Source organism: Parasedimentitalea marina (assembly GCF_004006175.1).
In the GTDB taxonomy this organism is placed as follows: Bacteria; Pseudomonadota; Alphaproteobacteria; order Rhodobacterales; family Rhodobacteraceae; genus Parasedimentitalea; species Parasedimentitalea marina.
The window spans coordinates 1,730,932-1,750,998 of record NZ_CP033219.1 but is presented as its reverse complement, the minus strand read 5'-3'; the positions used below and the strand labels follow the sequence as shown (position 1 = coordinate 1,750,998).

27 protein-coding genes are annotated in these 20,067 nt (G+C 55.2%); 25 read left to right on the top strand and 2 right to left on the bottom strand.

The features are described from left to right. The first annotated feature begins 54 nt into the window (after positions 1-54). Genes EBB79_RS08540 through EBB79_RS08520 form a run of 5 tightly spaced genes read left to right on the top strand, consistent with a single transcriptional unit; the run spans position 55 to position 2,033 of the window. Complete coding sequence (locus EBB79_RS08540) at positions 55-642, top strand: DUF3164 family protein (RefSeq protein WP_127750936.1); 588 nt, start codon at positions 55-57, stop codon at positions 640-642. Between the two features lie 27 nt (positions 643-669). Continuing rightward, positions 670-924 (top strand): hypothetical protein, encoded by a 255-nt coding sequence (locus EBB79_RS08535; protein ID WP_238705030.1) that lies wholly within the window; start codon positions 670-672, stop codon positions 922-924. Further along, positions 924-1,379, top strand: coding sequence for a gp16 family protein (locus EBB79_RS08530; RefSeq protein WP_127748511.1), 456 nt, complete (start codon positions 924-926; stop codon positions 1,377-1,379). Before EBB79_RS08535 ends, EBB79_RS08530 begins: the two co-directional genes overlap by 1 nt. Beyond that, positions 1,376-1,639: a hypothetical protein gene (locus tag EBB79_RS08525; protein WP_127748510.1), complete on the top strand. Its 264-nt coding sequence runs from the start codon at positions 1,376-1,378 to the stop codon at positions 1,637-1,639. Before EBB79_RS08530 ends, EBB79_RS08525 begins: the two co-directional genes overlap by 4 nt. Continuing rightward, on the top strand, positions 1,626-2,033 hold the full coding sequence (locus EBB79_RS08520; RefSeq protein ID WP_202977650.1) for a helix-turn-helix domain-containing protein: 408 nt from the start codon (positions 1,626-1,628) through the stop codon (positions 2,031-2,033). The genes EBB79_RS08525 and EBB79_RS08520 overlap by 14 nt, the downstream gene beginning before the upstream one ends. A 308-nt stretch (positions 2,034-2,341) precedes the next feature. Here the strand turns inward: EBB79_RS08520 and EBB79_RS08515 are convergent, their stop codons facing one another. Then, entirely contained in the window at positions 2,342-3,076 is a 735-nt protein-coding gene (locus EBB79_RS08515) for an HNH endonuclease (protein WP_202977649.1), read from the bottom strand. 285 nt (positions 3,077-3,361) lie between these two features. Here EBB79_RS08515 and EBB79_RS08510 point away from each other — a divergent pair, with 285 nt between their 5' ends. Further along, positions 3,362-4,414: a hypothetical protein gene (locus EBB79_RS08510; RefSeq protein ID WP_127748509.1), complete on the top strand. Its 1,053-nt coding sequence runs from the start codon at positions 3,362-3,364 to the stop codon at positions 4,412-4,414. A 401-nt stretch (positions 4,415-4,815) separates the two neighbouring features. Here EBB79_RS08510 and EBB79_RS25590 read toward each other — a convergent pair whose 3' ends face one another. After that, positions 4,816-5,343 carry an SH3 domain-containing protein gene (locus EBB79_RS25590; protein ID WP_164860766.1) on the bottom strand — a complete coding sequence of 176 codons (528 nt, stop codon included), beginning with the start codon at positions 5,341-5,343 and terminating at the stop codon, positions 4,816-4,818. Positions 5,344-5,614: 271 nt separating this feature from the next. Between EBB79_RS25590 and EBB79_RS08500 the strand changes: the two genes are divergently transcribed. The 19 genes from EBB79_RS08500 (at position 5,615) to EBB79_RS08415 (ending at position 20,059) form a co-directional block, all read left to right on the top strand. After that, on the top strand, positions 5,615-6,226 hold the full coding sequence (locus tag EBB79_RS08500) for a holin-associated N-acetylmuramidase (protein ID WP_127748507.1): 612 nt from the start codon (positions 5,615-5,617) through the stop codon (positions 6,224-6,226). Beyond that, positions 6,223-6,786 (top strand): holin family protein, encoded by a 564-nt coding sequence (locus tag EBB79_RS08495; protein WP_177627799.1) that lies wholly within the window; start codon positions 6,223-6,225, stop codon positions 6,784-6,786. The genes EBB79_RS08500 and EBB79_RS08495 overlap by 4 nt, the downstream gene beginning before the upstream one ends. After that, on the top strand, positions 6,783-7,154 hold the full coding sequence (locus EBB79_RS08490) for a DUF2730 family protein (protein ID WP_127748505.1): 372 nt from the start codon (positions 6,783-6,785) through the stop codon (positions 7,152-7,154). Before EBB79_RS08495 ends, EBB79_RS08490 begins: the two co-directional genes overlap by 4 nt. Continuing rightward, complete coding sequence (locus EBB79_RS08485; RefSeq protein ID WP_127748504.1) at positions 7,151-7,447, top strand: VpaChn25_0724 family phage protein; 297 nt, start codon at positions 7,151-7,153, stop codon at positions 7,445-7,447. Before EBB79_RS08490 ends, EBB79_RS08485 begins: the two co-directional genes overlap by 4 nt. A 3-nt stretch (positions 7,448-7,450) precedes the next feature. Then, a complete protein-coding gene (locus EBB79_RS08480) occupies positions 7,451-8,008 on the top strand; it encodes a phage protein Gp27 family protein (protein ID WP_127748503.1) in 558 nt (185 codons plus the stop codon). Further along, on the top strand, positions 8,005-9,684 hold the full coding sequence (locus EBB79_RS08475; protein ID WP_127748502.1) for a terminase large subunit domain-containing protein: 1,680 nt from the start codon (positions 8,005-8,007) through the stop codon (positions 9,682-9,684). Before EBB79_RS08480 ends, EBB79_RS08475 begins: the two co-directional genes overlap by 4 nt. Next, positions 9,684-11,333, top strand: a complete 1,650-nt coding sequence (locus EBB79_RS08470) for a DUF935 domain-containing protein (protein WP_127748501.1) — start codon at positions 9,684-9,686, stop codon at positions 11,331-11,333. The genes EBB79_RS08475 and EBB79_RS08470 overlap by 1 nt, the downstream gene beginning before the upstream one ends. Continuing rightward, the gene (locus tag EBB79_RS08465) at positions 11,326-12,576 is read left to right on the top strand and encodes a phage minor head protein (RefSeq protein ID WP_127748500.1); all 1,251 of its coding nucleotides are present in this window, start codon (positions 11,326-11,328) and stop codon (positions 12,574-12,576) included. Before EBB79_RS08470 ends, EBB79_RS08465 begins: the two co-directional genes overlap by 8 nt. A gap of 242 nt (positions 12,577-12,818) precedes the next feature. Next, a complete protein-coding gene (locus tag EBB79_RS08460) occupies positions 12,819-13,805 on the top strand; it encodes a peptidoglycan recognition protein family protein (RefSeq protein WP_127748499.1) in 987 nt (328 codons plus the stop codon). 292 nt (positions 13,806-14,097) lie between these two features. Continuing rightward, positions 14,098-14,589 (top strand): phage virion morphogenesis protein, encoded by a 492-nt coding sequence (locus tag EBB79_RS08455; RefSeq protein ID WP_127748498.1) that lies wholly within the window; start codon positions 14,098-14,100, stop codon positions 14,587-14,589. 116 nt (positions 14,590-14,705) lie between these two features. Next, entirely contained in the window at positions 14,706-15,806 is a 1,101-nt protein-coding gene (locus EBB79_RS08450; protein WP_127748497.1) for a phage protease, read from the top strand. Continuing rightward, positions 15,803-16,183, top strand: a complete 381-nt coding sequence (locus EBB79_RS08445; RefSeq protein WP_127748496.1) for a DUF2190 family protein — start codon at positions 15,803-15,805, stop codon at positions 16,181-16,183. The genes EBB79_RS08450 and EBB79_RS08445 overlap by 4 nt, the downstream gene beginning before the upstream one ends. 21 nt (positions 16,184-16,204) lie before the next feature. Beyond that, positions 16,205-17,182 carry a major capsid protein gene (locus EBB79_RS08440; protein ID WP_127748495.1) on the top strand — a complete coding sequence of 326 codons (978 nt, stop codon included), beginning with the start codon at positions 16,205-16,207 and terminating at the stop codon, positions 17,180-17,182. A 14-nt stretch (positions 17,183-17,196) separates the two neighbouring features. Beyond that, positions 17,197-17,700, top strand: a complete 504-nt coding sequence (locus EBB79_RS08435) for a hypothetical protein (RefSeq protein WP_127748494.1) — start codon at positions 17,197-17,199, stop codon at positions 17,698-17,700. Between the two features lie 63 nt (positions 17,701-17,763). Continuing rightward, the gene (locus tag EBB79_RS08430; RefSeq protein ID WP_127748493.1) at positions 17,764-18,192 is read left to right on the top strand and encodes a gp436 family protein; all 429 of its coding nucleotides are present in this window, start codon (positions 17,764-17,766) and stop codon (positions 18,190-18,192) included. Continuing rightward, entirely contained in the window at positions 18,192-18,620 is a 429-nt protein-coding gene (locus EBB79_RS08425; RefSeq protein WP_127748492.1) for a phage tail terminator protein, read from the top strand. Before EBB79_RS08430 ends, EBB79_RS08425 begins: the two co-directional genes overlap by 1 nt. Further along, complete coding sequence (locus EBB79_RS24385; RefSeq protein ID WP_164860765.1) at positions 18,617-18,775, top strand: hypothetical protein; 159 nt, start codon at positions 18,617-18,619, stop codon at positions 18,773-18,775. The genes EBB79_RS08425 and EBB79_RS24385 overlap by 4 nt, the downstream gene beginning before the upstream one ends. After that, entirely contained in the window at positions 18,776-19,711 is a 936-nt protein-coding gene (locus tag EBB79_RS08420) for a phage tail tube protein (protein WP_127748491.1), read from the top strand. A gap of 18 nt (positions 19,712-19,729) precedes the next feature. After that, a complete protein-coding gene (locus EBB79_RS08415) occupies positions 19,730-20,059 on the top strand; it encodes a hypothetical protein (protein ID WP_127748490.1) in 330 nt (109 codons plus the stop codon). Positions 20,060-20,067: the final 8 nt, after the last annotated feature.

The following is a 20,067-nucleotide window of genomic DNA, read 5'->3' as shown; positions in this document are numbered from 1 at the left end:
TTTGAACCCGCACCGATACCCGACGGTCGCGTCACTGCAAACGGTAATACCTACATGACCGATGCCAAGGGCGGTCTTATTCCGGTTGACCTGGTCAAAGCCCAGGACCAGCTCCAGGACGAAACGGTGCGTAAGATTGCCGGATACGCATTGGCGCTCAGCACCCAGACCGCCCGGTTCAAAGAACATGTCTTTGACGACATTGGAGACTTTGAGGCGATCCTGGAACAGGAATACGGGTCCACCATTGGCGGCAAACGAGGCAACAAAACCCTGATGAGCTTTGATGGCCTATTCAAGGTTCAAGTGTCGGTGGCCGATCAGTTCGACTTTGGCCCCGAGCTGCAGATTGCCAAGGGTCTTGTTGACGAATGCCTGAATGAATGGTCCGCCGAAGCCCCGGTCGAATTGCAAGCCATCGTCACCAATGCCTTCAACACCGACAAAGAAGGCCAGATCAATCGCGCCGAGATTTACAAACTCTTGCAACTGGACATCCAGGACGAACGCTGGACGCGCGCCATGCAGGCCATTCGCGACGCTATGCGCGTGGTCGGAAAATCCACTTATGTGCGCTGCTACCGACGCCCCACACCGGATGCCAAGTGGCAGCACATCACCATTGATTTGGCAAAAGCCTGAAGCCCCCACCCAAGAAAGGACCCTAGAATGGCAAAGAGTAAAACCGAAATGCGCCAGGCTCTACGCAGCAGCTTCACCGCCTTTGCGATCAAACAACGGCGAGCCTCCTTGGTTTTAGGGGCCCGGCTCTCGGTGCTTAAAACGGACGCAGCCCTGTCCAAAATGGAACCCGGTGAGTTTGACACCATCGCGCGCCAAGAAATGGAAACCACCATGCGCCGGATGGAAGCCGACGTGGCGACGTCTCACCCGGTTGTGCCCCTATCAAGCGAGGTGTCCTGATGAACCGCGCCCTGCAGCAAAAGATCCACATCGGTTGCCGCGAACTTGGCCTGGACGGTGACGCGCGCCGTGCCCTGCAGCTTGTTGTGACCGGCAAGGCCTCCATGAAAGACATGAGCGACGCCGAACTATTAAAAGTGCTTAAACGGCTCAAAAGCGACGGCTTTAAAACCTCTTCAAAGGGATCGAAAAAGCATAAGGCCGCGCCGCGTCCAGATCTGCGCCTGGTGCATGTGATTTGGACAAAGCTCGGCGAGGCAGGCGAATTGCGAGATCCCAGCCGGAAAGGATTGAACAAATTCATTCGGGATCAGTTTGGCAATGTCTGGGGCTCAGTGCCTGCCGACGTCGACATGCTACGCGATCACAAACAAATCAACGCTGTGATCCAAGCTCTGAAGGCCTGGGGTGTACGCGCTGGTATTGATTTTAACTGGTTGGGGCATCGCAAATGAAAAAGCCCCGTCACCGCGTTTCTGACCACGCCGTCCTGCGCTACATGCAGCAGGTGCAAGGCTTCGACATAGAGGCATTGCGGCGCAGGATTGGCCGCATCGTCGACCGACATCGGGAACATGACGGGGCCAGCGGTGTGGTCTCGGGTGGCTTCGTCTACAAGCTGCAGGGCGGCGTTGTTTCCACGATCATCCCCGCCAATCGCCGCCACCAATCCGGACGCAAAGGTGGAAGTGGGCGACGTAATGATCGCTCCTGACCGGCCCTATCCAAGACCAACTGCCCAGGTCGAACCCTACTTCGAGGTTCTTGGCCTGACCGACACCCTGCGCTTTATCGAAGAGTTCGGCGGCACCGAAATCTATATCGCCAAAAACCCCAGAACCCGATCCAGCGTCGTGGCATTGCTTGGTTTCGACAAGGCAAATGCGCTGACTAGCATATCGCACCGCTTGCAGCCTCGGGTCCCACTGGCAAAAAAATGGCGTGCGTGCGCCTACAAAGCCCAAGGCCTAGCAACGGTTGAGATCGCCCGAAAACTTGGCGTAACCGACGTGGCTGTTCGTAACTGGTTAAAGGTTGGCGAGGTTCAAAATCACGCCCAACGAAAGAGCACCCCCCTACCTCCCTTGCCTTTGTTTCCTGATCTCTAAAGTTTTCGCAATCTAGCAGTGTCAGTATTGATCTGTTAGTCGCGAGTTAAACTGTTGAGGCATTCTGCACGAAAGGTGGTTTCCGGGCCTTCGCTGCGGTTAGTTTCAACGGCAGCAATGCGCAGATAGTCACCTTTGCCAAGTTCGGGCGCAGTTCGTTCTGTTAGAACGTGAACGATCCAAACTGGACACTCGTGTCGCCAGTCAATGCTATGTTGCAGCGTCACCGAGGCGGCCATTTCCGAATTGGGGAAACTACCTTGTTCATCAATATCTGACAAACAGGAAATTAGTTAGATGTTATCAAATTAAGCCCAATCCTCACCGAAATGAGCTTCTCTATGGCAGTTTGGGCAAAGAGCCATAGTATTTTCAACTACGTCCTGACCTCCTTCTGCCAATGGTATTGTATGGTGGACTTCCAAAAATGGGCGGCCATTGGATTTGCGGTTGAATGGCGCAGGGGATAGGCATCGGTCGCAGATACCATTGGCCTGGCTCAACCTTTCTGCCACTACGTCTGGATTGCGCCGGAACGCAAATGTCCTGATAACAACTCGATTTGAGTTTGGATCTGTATTTTCTAGACGTGAACGGCGATCCTCCGATGAGTTCATCAATGCAGCGTCGACCTCTGCTTGAAAACGATAAACAGGATCTTGGCATAAGGGCGGTAAAATAGCCTCAAATTCTTTGCACAACTTCCGCAATCCAGGACGGTTACCCCCACTCGAAAGGGCCTCGTAATATTCTATGTGTGCCATCGTCGCTTGGATGGCCTTTTTCAGGCATTCGAACCCGAACTCAAGACATATACGTTCGAAATAGAAACGCGTAACTAGTTCGCTAAGCGTCCTATGGTACTCTTCACCCTTCAACATCTGCGAGAAGTTTCGGATCATGTCACTGGCGGATGCGCGGTTCATACCCAAGCGTTCGACCAACACGCCTATTGCTTCAGACTCGGAGGCTTTCTTGAGCCAGACACTAACGGCTTGTACGTAAGCTTCCTCGGCTTCTTTCTGGCCAATAATTTGGGTCATTTTGATTTCCAACTTTTAAAATATTGCGACTAATAGCTTTTCTCGTACCGGCTGAACCGACCACCAAATGCCAGTCTGTTCGGCCTAGATCCGCCGTTCAACAGGGTGTGGAACATTGCAGTGCAGCCTTTCGAAGCAGTCACCTGCCGCTCGGCTTTGCAAACCTACACTCCTAATGCCGCCATTCTTATCGGTGCAGCTTTTAGGGCGCCACTTACATGTGAAACGAGAAGCACGGCTAGATCGGAACGGTGTATGGTATAATGTTTCCACAAAGTGACATTGATGCGTGACTCTTATAATGGGATTCCTGTTAGTTGTCAGGTGTCGTTTATCATCATATTCATACATTATATTTTTAGCGGAAATTTTGGTATGACCAACAAACAAAAAGCACCCTCTCCTCGTGACTTAGCTATCGAAGCTGCACAAGTATTTATGATATTTCCCTCGGAAACATTCCTTGCTCCGCTTGAGCCGTATTCAGACGGTGAGTATCCGTGCGCGAAATCTGTTGCTTCTGCGGCTGAGGGTCTTCATAGCGTGATCAGTGCGGCCGGGCTTCCATTCCAACTTATTCAAGAGTCGACGATGCAGCGTCGATTTGACAGGTTTCATGCTGCGGAGCGTATTCTTGCTCTTATTCCCGAAAAGCCAGGCAGTGGCCTTAGTGAAGACTCTGAGCGACGCGCCTTAAAGTCAGCTGACCAAAAGATGACTGAATTCCTTAATAACGACGAGGGAAGCGATATCATACGGGATCAAATAATTTTTGAAATGGATAGGCGCTTGAAATCATCAACCGTGAGGATTGCTGCGCAAGAATTACTTGTTCAGACGTTGATTTCCACTTGGTCAATCTTCGAAAGCTTCGCTCGTTCATTTATAATTGCATGGCTTAATGATGATCCTAGTCGAGCATCTTCCATCATTGCCTCTCAGGATTTGAAAGATTTTTTTGGAAAGAAGGTCGTCGATCTTCAAACAATTGGCGACCACGGATTCGACCTTTCAAAGTCGATGGGCACAGTTCTCTTTAAAGATCGACGGCTCGACAGTCTTGGAAACATCAGGGGGGCAATGAAGGCTTTTTTCAATTCGTCAAATATTCAGACCGCATTAGGCAAAGACCTATGGATATTGAACCAGAGGCGGCACCTTTTCGTTCACAATCGTGGTGTGGTTGACTTGGAATACTTAAAGAAATCGGGCGACACAGCTCCTTTAGGCGAACGGTTAACCCTGAAATGCGCTGACGTCGAACAGCACCTCGTTTCAGTTAGAGAAGCCATTATTGCTGTTGGCGATGCAGCTGCGGCAACAGCAAAATCAGTTTGAAATTTAGTTGACTACCGCCAGTTGGGTGCATGGATTAACCGCGCAGCAGCTAATGTCTGCTATCCGTCCATACTACTAGGCCTGGGTTTCAGATACATTACGCAAACGAATGTCGAGTTGGGGCTGATTGTGTTGAAAACTCTAATATCAGCAATTGGAAAATTTTTGGCAGAAACGCATCTCTTACTAAAATCAGATGAGGTTGTTCCCAAGGCGCGCAGAGTTCACCCACCAGCACCGGAGGCCAGTTTTGGCCGACCCCTCTGCCAAATTTTGCACTTGCCCTGTATCGGTCAGGAATTTGCCACCTATGCTCGAAATCTGAGCTTTTCAACACAATCGGCTGGAAGCGGACATTAGACTTGCTTGATGCCAACAGTGACAAGGAGCCGAAAATCGCCTTATCTGTCACATCCGATCCCATCTCGATCACGGTCTAGCCCGTATATATCAGGACCTACAACACGTACCGGTCCGCGAACATAGGCAGGCCCATTGCCTCGACCTCCAGCGCAATCCACGTCGCTTGCAATAGGCACACAAGCCCCAGTGTAACTAGGGTGGCACTTCTTTTCCAAGGTGTGGGTGACTTGGGTTTGTTGCACTTGCCTAGGTCGCTGAGTGGTACTCAGGTATTTTCCAAACATCCAACCAATGCGGTTGTTGACAGAAAGCTTGATCCACCCATTTTCCGAAGTGAGCGCTTGAACCCTCTGGCCTCGTTTCAGCTGAAATATCTTATTGTAGGAAGTGCCGGGCCCCGACCGAACATTCACGACATTGCCGGTAACATATTGGGTTTTGGACGATGGAGCATTCTGGGATCTGGGCGTGGACACAGTGGTAGGGGTTGGCACTTTTCGAATTGAAAAATCGTTTGAATCATCATCAAGAGCAGCCAAACCAATGACAGCTCCAACCGCAACCATACTCCAACCCTTCAATCTCATTACTAAATTGACCTGTTTCTAAATGCAGTTATCTGCGACTGTTTAGAAGGCGTTGTCAACGAAGGGGCTTTAGCCTAGTGGCTAATAGCCGCAGCCCAATGCAGACTTTGAGGCAAAAAGAGCGTTGGCCCCAGTCCCAAACGAACATTCACTCCCCCAAGTTTACCTGCCACAACCAGTTGCGGGTGTTTAAAGCACTCTGAAGTCGACCATTCTGACCCTGAAAACAGGTTTGCAGAGGGGTCGAATAATGCAGTCAGTTCAGCAAATTGCCAAAGCCATTGTCGCGCGCGAGGGCGGCTATGTGAACGACGCCGACGATCCTGGCGGGGCTACCAATTACGGCGTGACCATCCACACCATGCGCCGTTTGGGGCTAGACCTGGACCGCGACGGCGATGTGGACGTCTCAGACGTGCGCCTGCTGACCCGGCCCCAGGCTGTTGATATTTTCATCCGGCACTATTTCAAGGGACCGCGCATTGATCTGCTGCCTGTCGAGCTGCAGCCATCAGTGTTCGACATGTATGTGAACGCTGGCGGCAATGCGGTGAAGATCCTGCAGCGGCTGCTTCGGGATTTTCAGGAACCGGTGACTGTAGACGGCGCGCTAGGCCCCAAGTCCGCCGCCGCCGTCCAGCGGGCTTACAAAAAGGCTGGCGCATATTTCGTGGACGCCTACGGCATCGCCCGCCGCAATTACTATTTTCGCCTTGCTGACCGGCGCACCAAGTCGCGCAAATACGCCCGCACTCGTGCTGGCGGTAAAGGCGGCTGGATCAAGCGGGCCGAGGAGTTCATCGCTCCGCAGTTCCACATGACAGATCAAGAATTTTCCAAGCGCGTAGGGGGCTGGTCATGAACCTGCTGAAATTGATTTTTGGTGGTGGCCGTAATGTGGTCGCCGAGACCGCCGGGGTGTTCATGGAAAACACCGAAGCAGGCGCACAGCGTCGCGCCGATTATGCTCAGTCGGCATTGGGCCAGTTCGGGGCCGAGTTCCAGGTCGAACGCAAGGGGCGTTTTGATCGCTTTATGGACGGGTTAAACCGCCTGCCCCGTCCGTTTATTGTGATTGCCATTTTTTCACTGTTTGCCTCGGCCATGTTCGACCCGCTTTGGTTTGCCGAACGGATGCAGGGGCTGGTTCTGGTGCCAGACCCATTGTGGTGGTTGGCCGGAACCATTGTGGCCTTCTATTTTGGCGGTCGCTTCCAGATGAAATCGCAAGAGTTCAGCCAAGCAATCACGCAAAGCACCGCCCGGTTGCCGCAGGTTCTGGAAAGCATCAGCCAAATCCGTGCCCTCCGCCATGACAGCCCAGGCGCTGCCGAGACCGGCACCGACGCTGGATTGTCCGAAGCCGCTATTGAACCGTCAGACAACGAGGCCGTCCGCGCCTGGCGCGAGGGTGGCAAGTGACTTTGGATTATGATCTGGCCCTGAAAACCCTTGGGGTGGCTATTCCACTGGGCGGCATAATCTACACCTGGTTTGCCACCCGTCAAAAGGACGTGGACGAGGCCCTCAAGACCGTCAGCTCCCGCCTGGACACTGGGTCCAAACGTATGGACCAGCACGATCTGGAAATCCAGGCGCTGCAACAGACCGTTGCCTCGCTGCCTGCAAAAGAAGACATGCACCGACTGGAACTGACAATGAGCGACATCGGCGGCGAAATCAAAGCCATCGCTGCCCACATTGGCGCGCAGCGCGATGTGATGCGACGCCTGGAAACCGTTGTCACGCGGCATGAAGACCACCTACTCGACAAAGGAAAAGGCAAGTGAGCTATTCAGACACAGTGCGCCAACATGCCCGGATTGCCATTCTGCGCTTTCTGGAAGACGCGCCAAAGTACACATCGAATGTGTCCATGCTGGCCTCGCAACTTCCCCTGATCGGAATTGCCTTCACCCGTGCCCAAGTGGTGACCGAGCTGGCCTGGCTAAAGGAACAGGGCTTGGTTGAAACCGAGGAAACTGGCGCGTTCATCGTTGCTATTGCGACCACGCGCGGCGTCGAGATTGCCCAGGGCATTGCCCGCCATCCTGAAATCCAGCGCCCCAAGCCGGGGGCGTAATCCATGCCTCCGCCTAAGAAACTGGATCTGGTCCCGGATGAGCTGCGCCAACGATTGGCGCAACTGCTACAGGAACGCGGTTTTGGTGACATCATGGACGTCACCGACGAACTGAATTCGTGGCTTGAAGAACGCGGCGAAAAACTCACCATCGGCAAGTCAGCCGTAGGAGAGTTTTCCAAGCTGCTGAAAGATCAGCGCGACGCTTTTGCCATGGCTGAAACCATGTTGGCCGACTTGGACATCGAGGGCGAAAGCAACATGCACAAAGTGCTGATGCAGATGATTGCAACAGCCGCCTTCCAGATGATGCAAGCCATGTCTGAAAAGGATCAGGACTTTGACCCCAAAAGCCTGGCCAACCTGTCCCGCATGCTTAAGGATCTGATGCAGTCTGCTGGGATGCGCGAAAAACTGCGAGAAGACGAGCGCCGCCGCGTTGAGCAGAAGGCCCGCGAAGCCGCCGTTGATGACTTTGAGCAAGCGGCCATTCAGCTCGGCATGACCAAAGGCACCATCCAGGGCATCCGCGAACAGATTTTGTTTGGCGGCAAGCGATGACTGCTGAACCCCTCTCCGACCAGAAATGGGACGCCCTGCGCGCCCAAAGCCGCCAGGCCCTACCCGATGTCATTGCTGACGACGACGATCTGCCAGCGGTGCTGCTGGACTATCAAAAAACGCTGCTGCAAACGACCGCTTTGTACCCATTCGTAGTCTGCGAAAAGTCCCGCCGGATCGGCATGACCTGGGCGGTGGCCGCAGACGCTGTGCTGACCTCGGGCGCGTCCAAACCCGCTGGCGGCATGGACACGCTTTACATCGGCTTTAATCTCGACATGGCGCGCGAATTCATCGACACGGCGGCGATGTGGGCAAAGGCCTTTATTCCGGCGGCCAGTTCGGTGCAGGAATTCCTGTTCAAGGATCAGCGCAACGGGGAAGAAGATCGAGACATTCTGGCCTTCCGGATCAAGTTTGCCTCTGGCTTTGAGATTGTCGCACTGACCAGCAAGCCGCGATCCCTGCGGGGACGTCAGGGTTATGTGATCTTTGACGAGGCGGCCTTCCACGAAGAGCTGGACGAGATGTTGAAAGCCGCCAACGCACTGCTAATGTGGGGCGGCAAGGTGCTGGTGATTTCCACCCACGACGGCGATGCCAACCCGTTCAATGTCCTGGTGCGTCAGATCCAGGCGGGAGAGCGCGGCGACAATGCCAAAGTGGTGCGGGTTGATTTCAGCGACGCCATTGAGGCCGGGCTTTATGAGCGCATCGCCCTTGTCACTGGCAAACCCGACACCGAAGAGGCCAAGAAAGCCTGGTCAGATGATATTCACAAGATCTATGGCGACGATGCCGACGAAGAGCTTCATTGTATTCCCAAAGCGGGCACCGGGGCCTGGCTCACCGCGCCGCTGATCGAGGCGCGCATGACTGCCGACGCTCCGGTTCTGACCTTAGAGCTGCCAGACGACTACCTGCAATTGCCTGAAGACAGACGGCGGGACCTGTTGCGCGACTTCATGTTGGATCTGGAAGAGGTGCTCTCGGGGCTTGATCAAAAGCCCCATTATGCCTTGGGATTTGACTTTGCCCGCGTGGCCGATCTGTCAGTCCTGAGCCTGCTGGCCATCGAGCAAAACCTGAACCGCCGCGAGGCCCTGTCGATTGAAATGCGCAATGTGCCAGGCGATGAGCAAAAGGCCATTGTCGCTGAAGTCATGAACGCGGTGCGCGAAGGCCTGGTCGGGGCTGCCTTTGATGCCACTGGCATGGGTTGGACCGTCGCCGAAGACATGGGCCGCAAATTTGGCTTGCGCGAGAGTATTGATACCCCCGGCCTGGTTTGGGCTATCAAGTTTAGCCAGGACTGGTACCGGCTGGAAATGCCGCCCCTTAAAACCGCCTTTGAAGACGCCACCATCGCAATCGGCAAAAGCGACGACCACGTCAGCGATCTGCGCTCGGTGAAGAAAATCCGGGGCATTCCGCGTGTGCCTGAAGTGCGCGAAGCAGACGCCAAAGGCAAGAAACGCCACGGCGATTATGCCATCGCCCTGGCACTGGCGCATTTCGCCTCCCGCCAACGTTGGGTGGAAATTGACTACACGCCGGTCGGCGATCCGCGCCGCGACAGCCTGACCGGCAATTCCGGCGATGAATGGGGCTCAGCGTCTGAAGGCAGCGATTGGTGGCGGTCACCGTTAGGTGCCGGTTTAAGAGGGGGGATCTAATGGCCCGTAGACAACAAAAAGTTCTCGGCCCAGATGGTCGCCCGATTGACCGTGCATCGCTTACAGAGGAAATCGCCGCGCCGAGCTTTGGCGGGGTCCGCTCCCCTGTGACTGGCTATCCGGCTGATGGGTTGAACCCGTTGCGTCTGGCGCAGATCCTCAGGTCTGCCGACCACGGCGACCCGGTGCGCTATCTGGAACTGGCCGAAGCCATTGAAGAGCGCGACCCGCATTACGTCGGTGTGTTGGGCACCCGTAAACGGTCAGTCAGTCAGCTCGACATCGCAGTAGAGACCGTTGATGACAGCCCTATTAGCGTCGAGATGGCCGAGCGGGTCCGCAAGTGGGTGAAGCGCGGCGAGTTGACCAGTGAGCTGTTTCATATTCTGGATGCTGTCGGCAAAGGCTATTCCTTTACGGAAATCATCTGGGAAAGCTCTGAGGGGCAATGGCAGCCTAAGGAACTTAAACTCCGTGACCCGCGTTGGTTCCGGTTTGAGCGCCATAACCTGGAAACGCCACTTATGCTGAATGATATCGGCCAAGAGGTTCCCCTGCCCGCCTTCAGGTTCATTCATGCCCGGATGCAAGCCAAGTCGGGCCTGGCCTTGCGGTCCGGTATCGCCCGCGTGGCGGCCTGGACTTGGATGTTCAAGGCCTTCACCCAGCGAGACTGGTCGATCTTCAGCCAAACCTACGGCCAGCCTTTGCGGATCGGCAAATATGGGCCGGGAACATCTGAGAAAGATCGCAACAAGCTGTTTCAGGCGGTGGCGAATATTGCCGGTGACTGCGCCGCCATCATTCCCGAAAGCATGATGATTGAATTTGTCACGGCCCAAAACATGGGCTCCTCAACCGAGCATTATGAAAAGCGCTGCGACTGGCTGGACCGGCAAACCTCCAAACTTGTGTTGGGTCAGACTGCCACCACCGATGCCGTCACCGGTGGCCTGGGTTCTGGCAAAGAGCATCGAGAGGTCCAGGAGGATATCGAGACCGCCGACGCTCAGGATCTGGGCGCAATTCTAAACCGCGATCTGATTATTCCCTGGATGCAGTTTGAGTTTGGGCCACAGAAAACCTACCCGCGCCTGGTGATCGCCCGCCCGAAAGCGGAAGACTTAAAAGCCTGGACCGATGCCGCCGTGCCATGGGTTCAGATTGGCCTCGAAGTGGATGAAGGCGAAATCCGCGACAAGCTGGGCCTGAGTGCCCCCAAGGCTGGCGCGCCAGTTTTGGGCAAAACCGCGTCCACAGCTTCAAATCCACAGGTCGCCGGTGGCAAAGGCGACAAGAATAGCCCTGAGACTAAAGTTAAATACCACTTAAAGGGCCTCAACGGGAATTTTCAGGGGGATGCCGCTCTACAGTCTCAAGAGCCCTCAGCGGGCCACGTTGACGATATCGAGCCAACTGCGCTTTTAGCCGATCAATTGGGTCAAGCCGCCACTCCGGCAATGACGAACATGGTTTCAACAATTGAGGCCATGCTGGAAGCGTCTGGTTCGCTGGAAGAATTCCGTGAAAATCTCCTGGGCGGATTTCCAGAACTGCCCACCGAGGATCTGGCCAAAGTCATGGGCGAGGCCATTGCTGCCTCTATGGCTGGTGGCCGCGCCATGATTGAAGACGCCGCAGATGACTGACCCGGTTGGTGCCATTTTCCGCCAGCCCTTTGCGCAGCAAGTGGCGGCGTTCCGGCTGCGCCTGGGCAATCTGGTGCCCAGTTCGGCTTGGGATGATTTGGCGGGGTCCGCTCAGGACCGGGGCTTTATGGTGGCCGGTGCCGTTAAGGCCGATCTGCTAGCGGATCTGGCAGCCGCAGTAGAGCGAACAATTACTGAAGGCACCGGCACTGAAGCATTCAAACGCGATTTCAGGGCCATTGTTGCCAAGCGCGGATGGACCGGCTGGACAGGAGAAGACACTGAAGCCGGGCAAGCCTGGCGGATGCGGACGATCTACCACACCAATATGCGAAGCTCCTTTATGGCCGGTCGCCTTGCTCAGTTGCGCCAGGGCAAATTCAAGTATTGGATTTACCGCCACGGCGGGTCCAACGAGCCACGTTTGCAGCACCTTGCCTGGGACGGGCTGATCCTGCCGTCAGATCATCCATTCTGGGTGAAGGCCTTCCCACCCAATGGGTTTGGCTGCAATTGCCAGATCTTTGGCGCGCGCACCATGGGTGGAGCCAAACGGCGCGGCGGCGATCCTTCCAAGGTCCTGCCTGACGATTGGGGCCAGGTGAACCCCAACACCGGACGTCTGGACGGTATTGGGGAAGGCTGGGACCATGCCCCCGGTGGCTCTGTCGCCGACCTGGTGCAGACTATGGCAGGCAAAACCGTCAACTGGCCCTATGCGATTTCTCGCGCCTATATGGATGACCTGCCCGCCTCGGCCCAGGACGCCCATTCCACCGCCTATCGCAACCTGGTCTCGCTGCAGGACGACGTGCGCCGCTACGCCGGGGCGGTTGCTGACGGGCGCACAGTCGCGCCGATCCGCACAATGGGCCGGTTGAGCCAGGCACATCGCCAGCGCATTGCCGAAGCCACCGGGCAAGATCTGGACAACTACCACTTCACTCTGGACGATTCCGCTGTGCGCCATGTCCTGGCGTCACACGGCAACGCCTCAGAAGACTTGCGGGGTCAATTCGAGATCAACCAGGAAAACCTTGCTTTGTTGCCCCGCATTCTGGATCAACCTGATAGCATAGAGGCCGCAGGCACTTCGCGCGCTGGTCATTCGATTGTTCGGTTCTCGAGGCGGTTTGGCGCACAGATCTACACAGTGGCGCTAGAGATTCAGGGCAATAAGCACCGCATGTTGGTGGTGCAAAGTATGTGGGGGAGAAACTCTCCTGTTCGATCTCCGATTTGAACGCCCTGCCTCGGAACCAACACTTTTTTAGATCCCAGAAAATGGTGGGCCAGAGGCCAAATTGCCAGTTTGACCGACTGGAGCAAATGACAACAGTCTTGTCGGAGATCTAAGAGATTTCAACATTGAGGGTATCAAACATGAAGAATATTACACTATACTTGATCAACAGAAATACATTAACTGTTAGTGTACATTAGTACTTTTTAGAAATTTCTTATGACGAATAATGGAGGCACAAAATGCCCAATGGAGTTGCAAAAAAAAGTGATCCTAAACCAGTATGGCACAATCCAAAATGGGTTACTGCAATTGTTGGTGTCATAGGTGCGTTTCTAACTGTGCCAGAAGTTGTAAGCGATTATCTATCAAAGCAGCAAGACATTGAACTCGCGGTGGAAAAAACAAGAGAGCAGAGTTTAAAAAACGCAAATGACAACCAATCTCTTGAGTTCTCCATCGTAAACAATACACTCGCGCAGCAAGGGGCAGAGCGAGTTTTTGTTTTGAGGTACCTTGCAAGAACGCTTGATGACGAAGACGCAAAGCTATGGGCTAATGAAGAAGTCGTTCGGCTTGAAAAGTTAGCTCAACTTGAAGCGAACTTGACCACGAAAACGAACGAGATATCAGCGGCACTACAAGAATTGGCGCGTGACACACCAACCGGAGAGCCACCGTTAGAAAATCCTGCTTTGGACATTTTACGTCAAGAGTTGGATACGCAGAAAGCCGAATTGCAACGTCTGGTAAGAGAGGCTGGAATTTCATCCATATTGCCGTCTCCAACTCAATATGGTGACACGGGCCGAGAAATAAATCGAATCATTATCGCACCCGTTCAGTCTGACAATATTTTGAATATAAAAAAATTTCAGATAAGCTCTCTAGGTTTTTCGGATGTAGGTGCACATTTCCTCATTACGTCCCAAGGCACTATTGAAAACGGTAGAAGCATTTCAAAGGCGCCAGCAGTCCTTTCTGGGAGTAATGAAAATACTATTGGTATCTATATCAACTGCCCTCTTTGGGAGGAACTTGCAGGCACAATTAAATGTGACTTATCCAATGACCAAATTTTCAGTCTTCGGAAACTGATCAGTGATCTCATGGCAGAATTCGGGATACCAATAGAACGCGTTTTTGATCGAGGACAAATTTCTAATCGCCACCTTCGAACTACAATTCTTGAAGAACTTTCATCTATCACTGGCGATTCAAGCCAATGAATGCCGACCTTTAAAAGTGCTATTTCATGGTAAGAGAGTAAATTGTCTCACCGTGAAGCCTTTGCGAAACTCCAGATCTGAAAGCGGTCTTTGGCCTTACAGCGACGAGCAGAGTTAAAGTCCGCAACCTAGTCACTCGCACTCACCGCAGTGAATGATTGCAGTTCACCGCCTCGGTTTAATTTCCTGCGATATTCGCATCGGCGGCTATGGGTTTTGCGCGATCCCTGTATAGTTCAGCAAAGGAACCTGGCGGTCTAATGCCCCCAGCGAAAGCAAAGGTGAAATCGCTATGGCCAGTATTGAGTACAATACAGACACCCTGGACCCGGCTCTGGCTGCGGTGGCCGCCGCAGTTGAGGACATGTCGCTGGTGATGGCCGACATTGGCGAGTTGCTGGTGGCCTCAGCCCAGGACCGCATGCGTGACGGCGAACAACCCGACGGCTCTCCCTTTGCGCCGCGCTCTCAAACCACCCTGGATCGCTACGCCAAACTGAGCCTGAGTTTTGGGGCGCCACTGAATCAATCAGGCGATATGCGCAACACGCTGTTTTATGATGCGGACAAAGACGGCGTCGAATATGGCTCAAACGCCATTCAAGCCGCCGTGATGCAGTTTGGTGCGGCCAAGGGGGCTTTTGGTAAGGAGGCGAATGGGGCTTCACTTCCCTGGGGCACCATTCCTGCCCGTCCTTTCATTGGCTTGTCTGATGACGATGAGGCCGGTATCCTGGCCGAGCTGGAAGACTGGCTGGAAGAGGCCGCTAACAGCCAGGATTGACTGGCAGATTGACTGGCACGGATTTCCTCGTCATCTTGTCCAACACGCCATGATACCCCCACACCCGCAAGCTGTTGCGGGTGTCTGCGTTTTAGCTCTGCTGCGAATATGGCGGCATGAGTAAAATCACACAAACCACCTCCGTTGCGTTGAATTCCCAGCTCCTGCCCGATGACATGGGCGCGGTGCCTGAGTGGGTGCATCTGCTGCCCACCAGCGACGGCCTGGTGCAAACCAATGATGCGCGGGGTCCCTACCATGTAACCAACGCGGAAAAGATCATTGCAGACAGTTTTGCCTTTGCCGAACGCCTGCCCATTGACGAAAACCACGCTATTGACCTTGCCGCGCCAAAGGGGCTCCCCGCCCCAGCGCGCGGCTGGATCGTTGAAATGCAGGCCCGCACAGATGGGATCTGGGGCAAGGTTGAATGGTCTGATGAAGGCCGTTCCCTGCTGACGACACGCGCCTATCGCAACCTCTCCCCTGTAATTGCCATCCCCGACAAGGCTTCCAAGTCCGTCATGGGAATTTTGCGGGCCAGTCTTGTTAATCGACCCAACTTTCGCGGGCTTGCCTCGCTCAACCAGGAGACCGACGACATGTCGTTTCAGAAAAACATCGCCGGGGTGCTGGGGCTTAGCGCCGATGCCTCGGAAGAGGATATTTCCTCCGCGCTGACCACTTTGAAAGACGGCGGCGCAACCGCAACAATCGAGCTGCAATCACAGCTTGGCGAAATTGGCACTGTTCTGGGCGTCGCTGACGGCGGCGATGTGCTGGCTGCAGCCAAGGTTGCCAGGGCCGGTTTGGGGGGCGAGACCGCCCTGCAGGCCTCAGTTGCTGAGCTGCAGGCGGCAAATACCAGCCTGCAAACCGACCTTTCGGCTCTGACTAATGACCGCGCTTTGGAAAAGGCTAAGTCATTCGTCACTGGCGAGATGGAAAAGGGCCGCATGATCCCAAGCCCGATGAAGGATCATTACATTTCCATGCACCAACAGGACCCCGAGCGGGTTGAAAAGGAAATCAACGCACTGCCCAAAATGAACGGTGCGATTATTCCCGATGTTCTTCCAGAACATGGCGGGGCCATTTCCCTGAATGCTGCTGAACTGGCGGCCAAGGCCACCGTCTATCAGGCGGACCAGGCAGCCGCCGGAAATGACATCAGCATGTCTGTTGCCGTGCGCGCCGTTGAAGGAGCCCAAACATGATCCCGACATTTATTCGCGCCTATCCGGCAGGCGCCGCTGTAGCCGGTTACCGCATCGTCATGTTTTCCGACGCCGCCTCCAGTAACACCATCACTCAAGCAGATAGCAACACGGCTTCAAGTCTTGGCGTCTCAGATGCCATGGGGTCTGAGCTTGACGGCATGTGCGACGTGCACCGTGACGGGTTGGTCCATGTTGAACTGGGCGGCACCGTCGCCGCAGGTGATCCGCTGACCTCAGACGGCGAGGGCAAGGCCATTGCGGCTATTGCCGCCACTGCCACCACCATCCGCATTGTCGGTTTTGCCGATGAGCCTGGCGTTACCGGTGACGTCATCGACGCCTTCCTGTCCCCTGCTCTGCTGCACGAAGCCTAATCTTTAGAAAGGATCTGAAACATGGCTCCCAAACGTCCCTTCCAGGTCGATCCCGTCCTCTCTGCAATTGCGATTGGCTATAAGAACCCTGCGGTGTCCCGCATCGCCGATGAGGTCATGCCACGCGCTGCCGTCGGTGGTGAAAAGTTCAGCTGGACCGAATACCCGCTTGAAGAGGCCTTTAACGTTCCCGACGCCAAAGTCGGGCGCAAAGGCCGCGTCCAGCAGTTGGAATTCAACGGCACTCAAAAGACCAGTGAAGTCGAAGACTACGGCCTTGATGCACCCATCCCGTTCTCCGACATCGAGGCGGCGGCAAACGCCCGCGCCAACAACCTGTCGGCCTTTGACCCCGAAGGCCACGCGGTCGAAATGCTGTCGGAAACTATTCTCAATATCCGCGAAGTTCGGGTGGCGAAGATGGTTCACAATGCGGCCAACTATGCCACGGGCCGCAAAGTTACCCTATCCGGAAGTGATCAACTTTCTGACTATGCAGGCTCCGACCCCATCGCGTTGATCAAGACCGGCCTGGAAAGCACCCTGATATTGCCGCCCAACACAATGGTGATGGGCCGCAAAGTCTGGTCAAAACTCAGCTCACACCCAAAGATCGTCAACGCAGTCAAGGGCAACCTGACTTCTGAGGGCATTGTCACCCGTCAGCAGTTCGTGGATCTGTTCTCTGGCGAGGGCATTTCTCGCCTGCTGATCGGTGACGCCTTTTACAACGCCGCAAAGCCCAAGCAGGCCGCCAACCTGCAACGCGCCTGGGGCAACCACATCTCCATGCTGCACATCAACAAGATGGCAACCGCAGAAGGTGGCGATCTGACCTGGGGCCTGACGGCTGAATATGGCGGCAAGATCGCAGGCCGCATTGAAGATAAAGACATCGGCCTGCAGGGCGGTACCCGCATTCGACGCGGTGAGCGGGTCAAAGAGCTGATCGTCGCCAAAGACCTCGGCTACTTCATCCAAGACGCAATCGCAGCCTAAGGGAGGGTCAGATCATGAGTGAACGTGAAACCCTGCTGGCTCGAGCCAAAGAGCTCGGCCTAGAGCTGCCCGGCAATATTTCCAACGTTAAGTTGAAAAAGGCTGTCGCTGGGAAAGAGGCTCAATTGGACGCAGCGGCTGGCATCGATGACAAAGGAACTGTGGCGGCCAAGTCAGAGGACACTCTGGGGACAGACCCAGAGCCAAACGCCGGGGCGGATAAACCTGCCCCGACCACAAATACGGCTCCTGCCCCCATTCCTGATCCGGCACCGGCTCCCGCACCAACTCCGGACCCAGATCCGGTTCCTACGCCAGTGCCTAAGCCCAAGCCAGTGCCTAAACCCGGGCCGGACCCCACGCCCAAACCAGTTTCAGACCTGGTGGCCGCCGTTGTTCTCGACCAGCTCAGGCACAACGGCACGGACTATGGCCCGGACGAGACAGTCGAGCTGACCCAAAAGCAGTTCTTCCGCCTGGAACACCTGGGCGTCGTAGAGGCCGCCGAGGCCGATTGACCAACAGGGCGGCGTTGTAATCGCGCCGCCCTCCCCTGACCCCTTCACACCGGACTGCGCCCCATGGCCTACACCACGCTGCAAGAGCTAAACGACCGCTATGGTGAAAACCTACTGGTCGAGTTGACAGACCGGGGTGAAGTCAGCACCGGGGCCGTTGACGTAAACACAGTCGCCCAGGCCGTTGAGGGTGCCGGAGCCGTGATCGACGGCTATTTGCATGGCCGTTACACCTTGCCCCTGTCTGAGACGCCGCCGTTGATTGCAGATCTTGCCACGGCGATCACCATCTACCGGCTGCACGTCTATGAGGCCTCAGACAAAATCCAAAGCGAGTACAAAGACGCGGTGACTGCCCTGCGCGACATCGCCAAAGGCACTATTCGGTTGCCCATCGCAGGCGTTGAACCAACCGGCTCTGACGAGACCGGCGTCAAGATCACCGACCGCGAACGCCCGCTGGAAGCCAGCAAAATGACGGGGTTCATCTGATGATTGACGCCGTTGCTGACCGGCTGAATGCCCTGGTCGCGGATCTGCAGGGCAAGGTGGAAACCGTTGCCCATCTGGCTGACCTGATGAAATCCGGACGCCTGCCCGCCAATGCCAGCGCCATTGTGGTGCCATTGGGGTTCAGGGGCGGCAAGCCAGGCGACGCTGCTGGGATGTTCACCCAGGACATAAATGAGGTGATCGGCGTTTTGTTGATTGCCTCAGCCCATGACAAGGCGGGGCAAAAGGCGTTGAAACGCATTGACCCACTGATCCGCGAAGTGGTGGACACCCTTGCTGGATGGGCCCCCGAGGATGTGAGCGGCGTGTTTCAGGTTGAGCGTGGCAAGCTCTTGTCCCTGCACCAGGGCCGAATGGTGTTTCAGATCGACTTTTCAATCACCGACCAACTGAGGATCTCAGCATGACGAAGCCCAAAATTCCGCAAGGTGGCGGCAGCTTTGTGCGCCAGCCCGATGGCAGCCTGAAGCAGGTCGAAAAACCAACCTCTAACCCGGCTCTCAAATCCGCCAAGCCTGAGATCCAAACTCCAAAACCCAGTTCCAAAAAGGGGGCCAAGTAAATGGCAGATCCAATCTTCTGGCGCAATAAGCGCATTCTGTTTGCCCTGGAAAGTACCTATGGCACCGACCCCGGCCCCACGGGTGCGGCAAATGCCGTGCTGGCCATGGACGCCACTCTGAAGCCCATGGAAGGCCAGGACCAGGAGCGCGATCTGGAACAGCCGGGCATGGGCGCAAACGGCACCATTCCAACTGATCTGCATTCCACTCTTAGCTTCACAGTGGATCTCAGCGCCTCCGGAACCGCCGGAACGGCCCCTGCCTGGGGTGCCCTGTTGCGCGCCTGCGGTGCCGCCGAGACCATTACTGCAGGCACATCCGTGGAATATACGCCGATCAGTGAAAGCTTTGAGAGCGGCACCTTTCACATGGTGATCGACAAAACCCGCTATGTCATTCTGGGCGCACGGGGCACCGCGGAATTTGACCTGAGCGCTCAGGCCACGCCAAAAATCAAGTTTGACTTCACCGGGCTATTTACAATCCCGACTGAAGTCAGCGCCCCGGTTGTTGTTCTCTCAAGCTGGAAAGAGCCCAAGATTGTCTCAGCCAAGAACACTCCCACCTTCACTATCGACGGCACATCCTTTGTCATGTCATCGGCCAAACTGGCCCTGGGCAATAAGATTGAACCGCGCTTCCTGGTTGGCTCCGATCGGGTGTTGATCACCGATAAATCCGAGACGTTTGAAACCACGGTTGAAGCGCAGCCACTGACCGCGTTTGATCCCTTCACCATGGCAGTCAATATGGATCGGGTCCCGGTTAGCCTGGTGCACGGCACGACGGCTGGCAGCATTGCCACGCTGAGCCTGGCCACGGCGCAAATGCAGCGCCCCAGCATTAGCCAGTCCCAAAATATCAAAGAATGGCCCCTGCGGCTAATCCCGCGCGCCGCCACTCAAAACGACCAGTGGTCGCTGACCCTTACTTAATTTCCCGGAGCCCGCCTGATGTTCAATGTTGTCACCGTCCCCACGTTTTCCCGCACCGTCAAAGTCAAAGTCCCTGATGGGGATGGGCACCTTGAACAGAGCTTTAAAGGGCTTTTTAAGGTCGTTCCAAGTGACCAATCGGAGGGTTTGGATTGGTTTGAAACGGAGGGCGTCAAGGAATTTCTGCGGGAAGTCATGATTTCCGCTGATGACCTGGTCGACGACAAGGAAAAGCCAATCCCCTACAGCGAAGAGATCCGCGAGGGCCTGTTGAACCTGCCTTATGTGCGCATGGCCCTACTGAAAACCTACACCACGGCCCTAATCCAGGACGCACTGGGAAACTGATCTGGGCC

Coding starts and splice junctions, on each gene's coding strand:
- EBB79_RS08530 (WP_127748511.1), top strand. CDS start 924: ATGAACCGCGCCCTGCAGCAAAAGATCCACATCGGTTGCCGCGAACTT.
- EBB79_RS08475 (WP_127748502.1), top strand. CDS start 8,005: ATGACTGCTGAACCCCTCTCCGACCAGAAATGGGACGCCCTGCGCGCC.
- EBB79_RS08425 (WP_127748492.1), top strand. CDS start 18,192: ATGATTGACGCCGTTGCTGACCGGCTGAATGCCCTGGTCGCGGATCTG.
- EBB79_RS08445 (WP_127748496.1), top strand. CDS start 15,803: ATGATCCCGACATTTATTCGCGCCTATCCGGCAGGCGCCGCTGTAGCC.
- EBB79_RS08510 (WP_127748509.1), top strand. CDS start 3,362: ATGCGTGACTCTTATAATGGGATTCCTGTTAGTTGTCAGGTGTCGTTT.
- EBB79_RS08465 (WP_127748500.1), top strand. CDS start 11,326: ATGACTGACCCGGTTGGTGCCATTTTCCGCCAGCCCTTTGCGCAGCAA.
- EBB79_RS08520 (WP_202977650.1), top strand. CDS start 1,626: ATGATCGCTCCTGACCGGCCCTATCCAAGACCAACTGCCCAGGTCGAA.
- EBB79_RS08515 (WP_202977649.1), bottom strand. CDS start 3,076: ATGACCCAAATTATTGGCCAGAAAGAAGCCGAGGAAGCTTACGTACAA.
- EBB79_RS08440 (WP_127748495.1), top strand. CDS start 16,205: ATGGCTCCCAAACGTCCCTTCCAGGTCGATCCCGTCCTCTCTGCAATT.
- EBB79_RS24385 (WP_164860765.1), top strand. CDS start 18,617: ATGACGAAGCCCAAAATTCCGCAAGGTGGCGGCAGCTTTGTGCGCCAG.
- EBB79_RS08455 (WP_127748498.1), top strand. CDS start 14,098: ATGGCCAGTATTGAGTACAATACAGACACCCTGGACCCGGCTCTGGCT.
- EBB79_RS08470 (WP_127748501.1), top strand. CDS start 9,684: ATGGCCCGTAGACAACAAAAAGTTCTCGGCCCAGATGGTCGCCCGATT.
- EBB79_RS08450 (WP_127748497.1), top strand. CDS start 14,706: ATGAGTAAAATCACACAAACCACCTCCGTTGCGTTGAATTCCCAGCTC.
- EBB79_RS08415 (WP_127748490.1), top strand. CDS start 19,730: ATGTTCAATGTTGTCACCGTCCCCACGTTTTCCCGCACCGTCAAAGTC.
- EBB79_RS08495 (WP_177627799.1), top strand. CDS start 6,223: ATGAACCTGCTGAAATTGATTTTTGGTGGTGGCCGTAATGTGGTCGCC.
- EBB79_RS08500 (WP_127748507.1), top strand. CDS start 5,615: ATGCAGTCAGTTCAGCAAATTGCCAAAGCCATTGTCGCGCGCGAGGGC.
- EBB79_RS08435 (WP_127748494.1), top strand. CDS start 17,197: ATGAGTGAACGTGAAACCCTGCTGGCTCGAGCCAAAGAGCTCGGCCTA.
- EBB79_RS08480 (WP_127748503.1), top strand. CDS start 7,451: ATGCCTCCGCCTAAGAAACTGGATCTGGTCCCGGATGAGCTGCGCCAA.
- EBB79_RS08420 (WP_127748491.1), top strand. CDS start 18,776: ATGGCAGATCCAATCTTCTGGCGCAATAAGCGCATTCTGTTTGCCCTG.
- EBB79_RS08430 (WP_127748493.1), top strand. CDS start 17,764: ATGGCCTACACCACGCTGCAAGAGCTAAACGACCGCTATGGTGAAAAC.
- EBB79_RS08540 (WP_127750936.1), top strand. CDS start 55: ATGACCGATGCCAAGGGCGGTCTTATTCCGGTTGACCTGGTCAAAGCC.
- EBB79_RS08535 (WP_238705030.1), top strand. CDS start 670: ATGGCAAAGAGTAAAACCGAAATGCGCCAGGCTCTACGCAGCAGCTTC.
- EBB79_RS08460 (WP_127748499.1), top strand. CDS start 12,819: ATGCCCAATGGAGTTGCAAAAAAAAGTGATCCTAAACCAGTATGGCAC.
- EBB79_RS25590 (WP_164860766.1), bottom strand. CDS start 5,343: ATGGTTGCGGTTGGAGCTGTCATTGGTTTGGCTGCTCTTGATGATGAT.
- EBB79_RS08525 (WP_127748510.1), top strand. CDS start 1,376: ATGAAAAAGCCCCGTCACCGCGTTTCTGACCACGCCGTCCTGCGCTAC.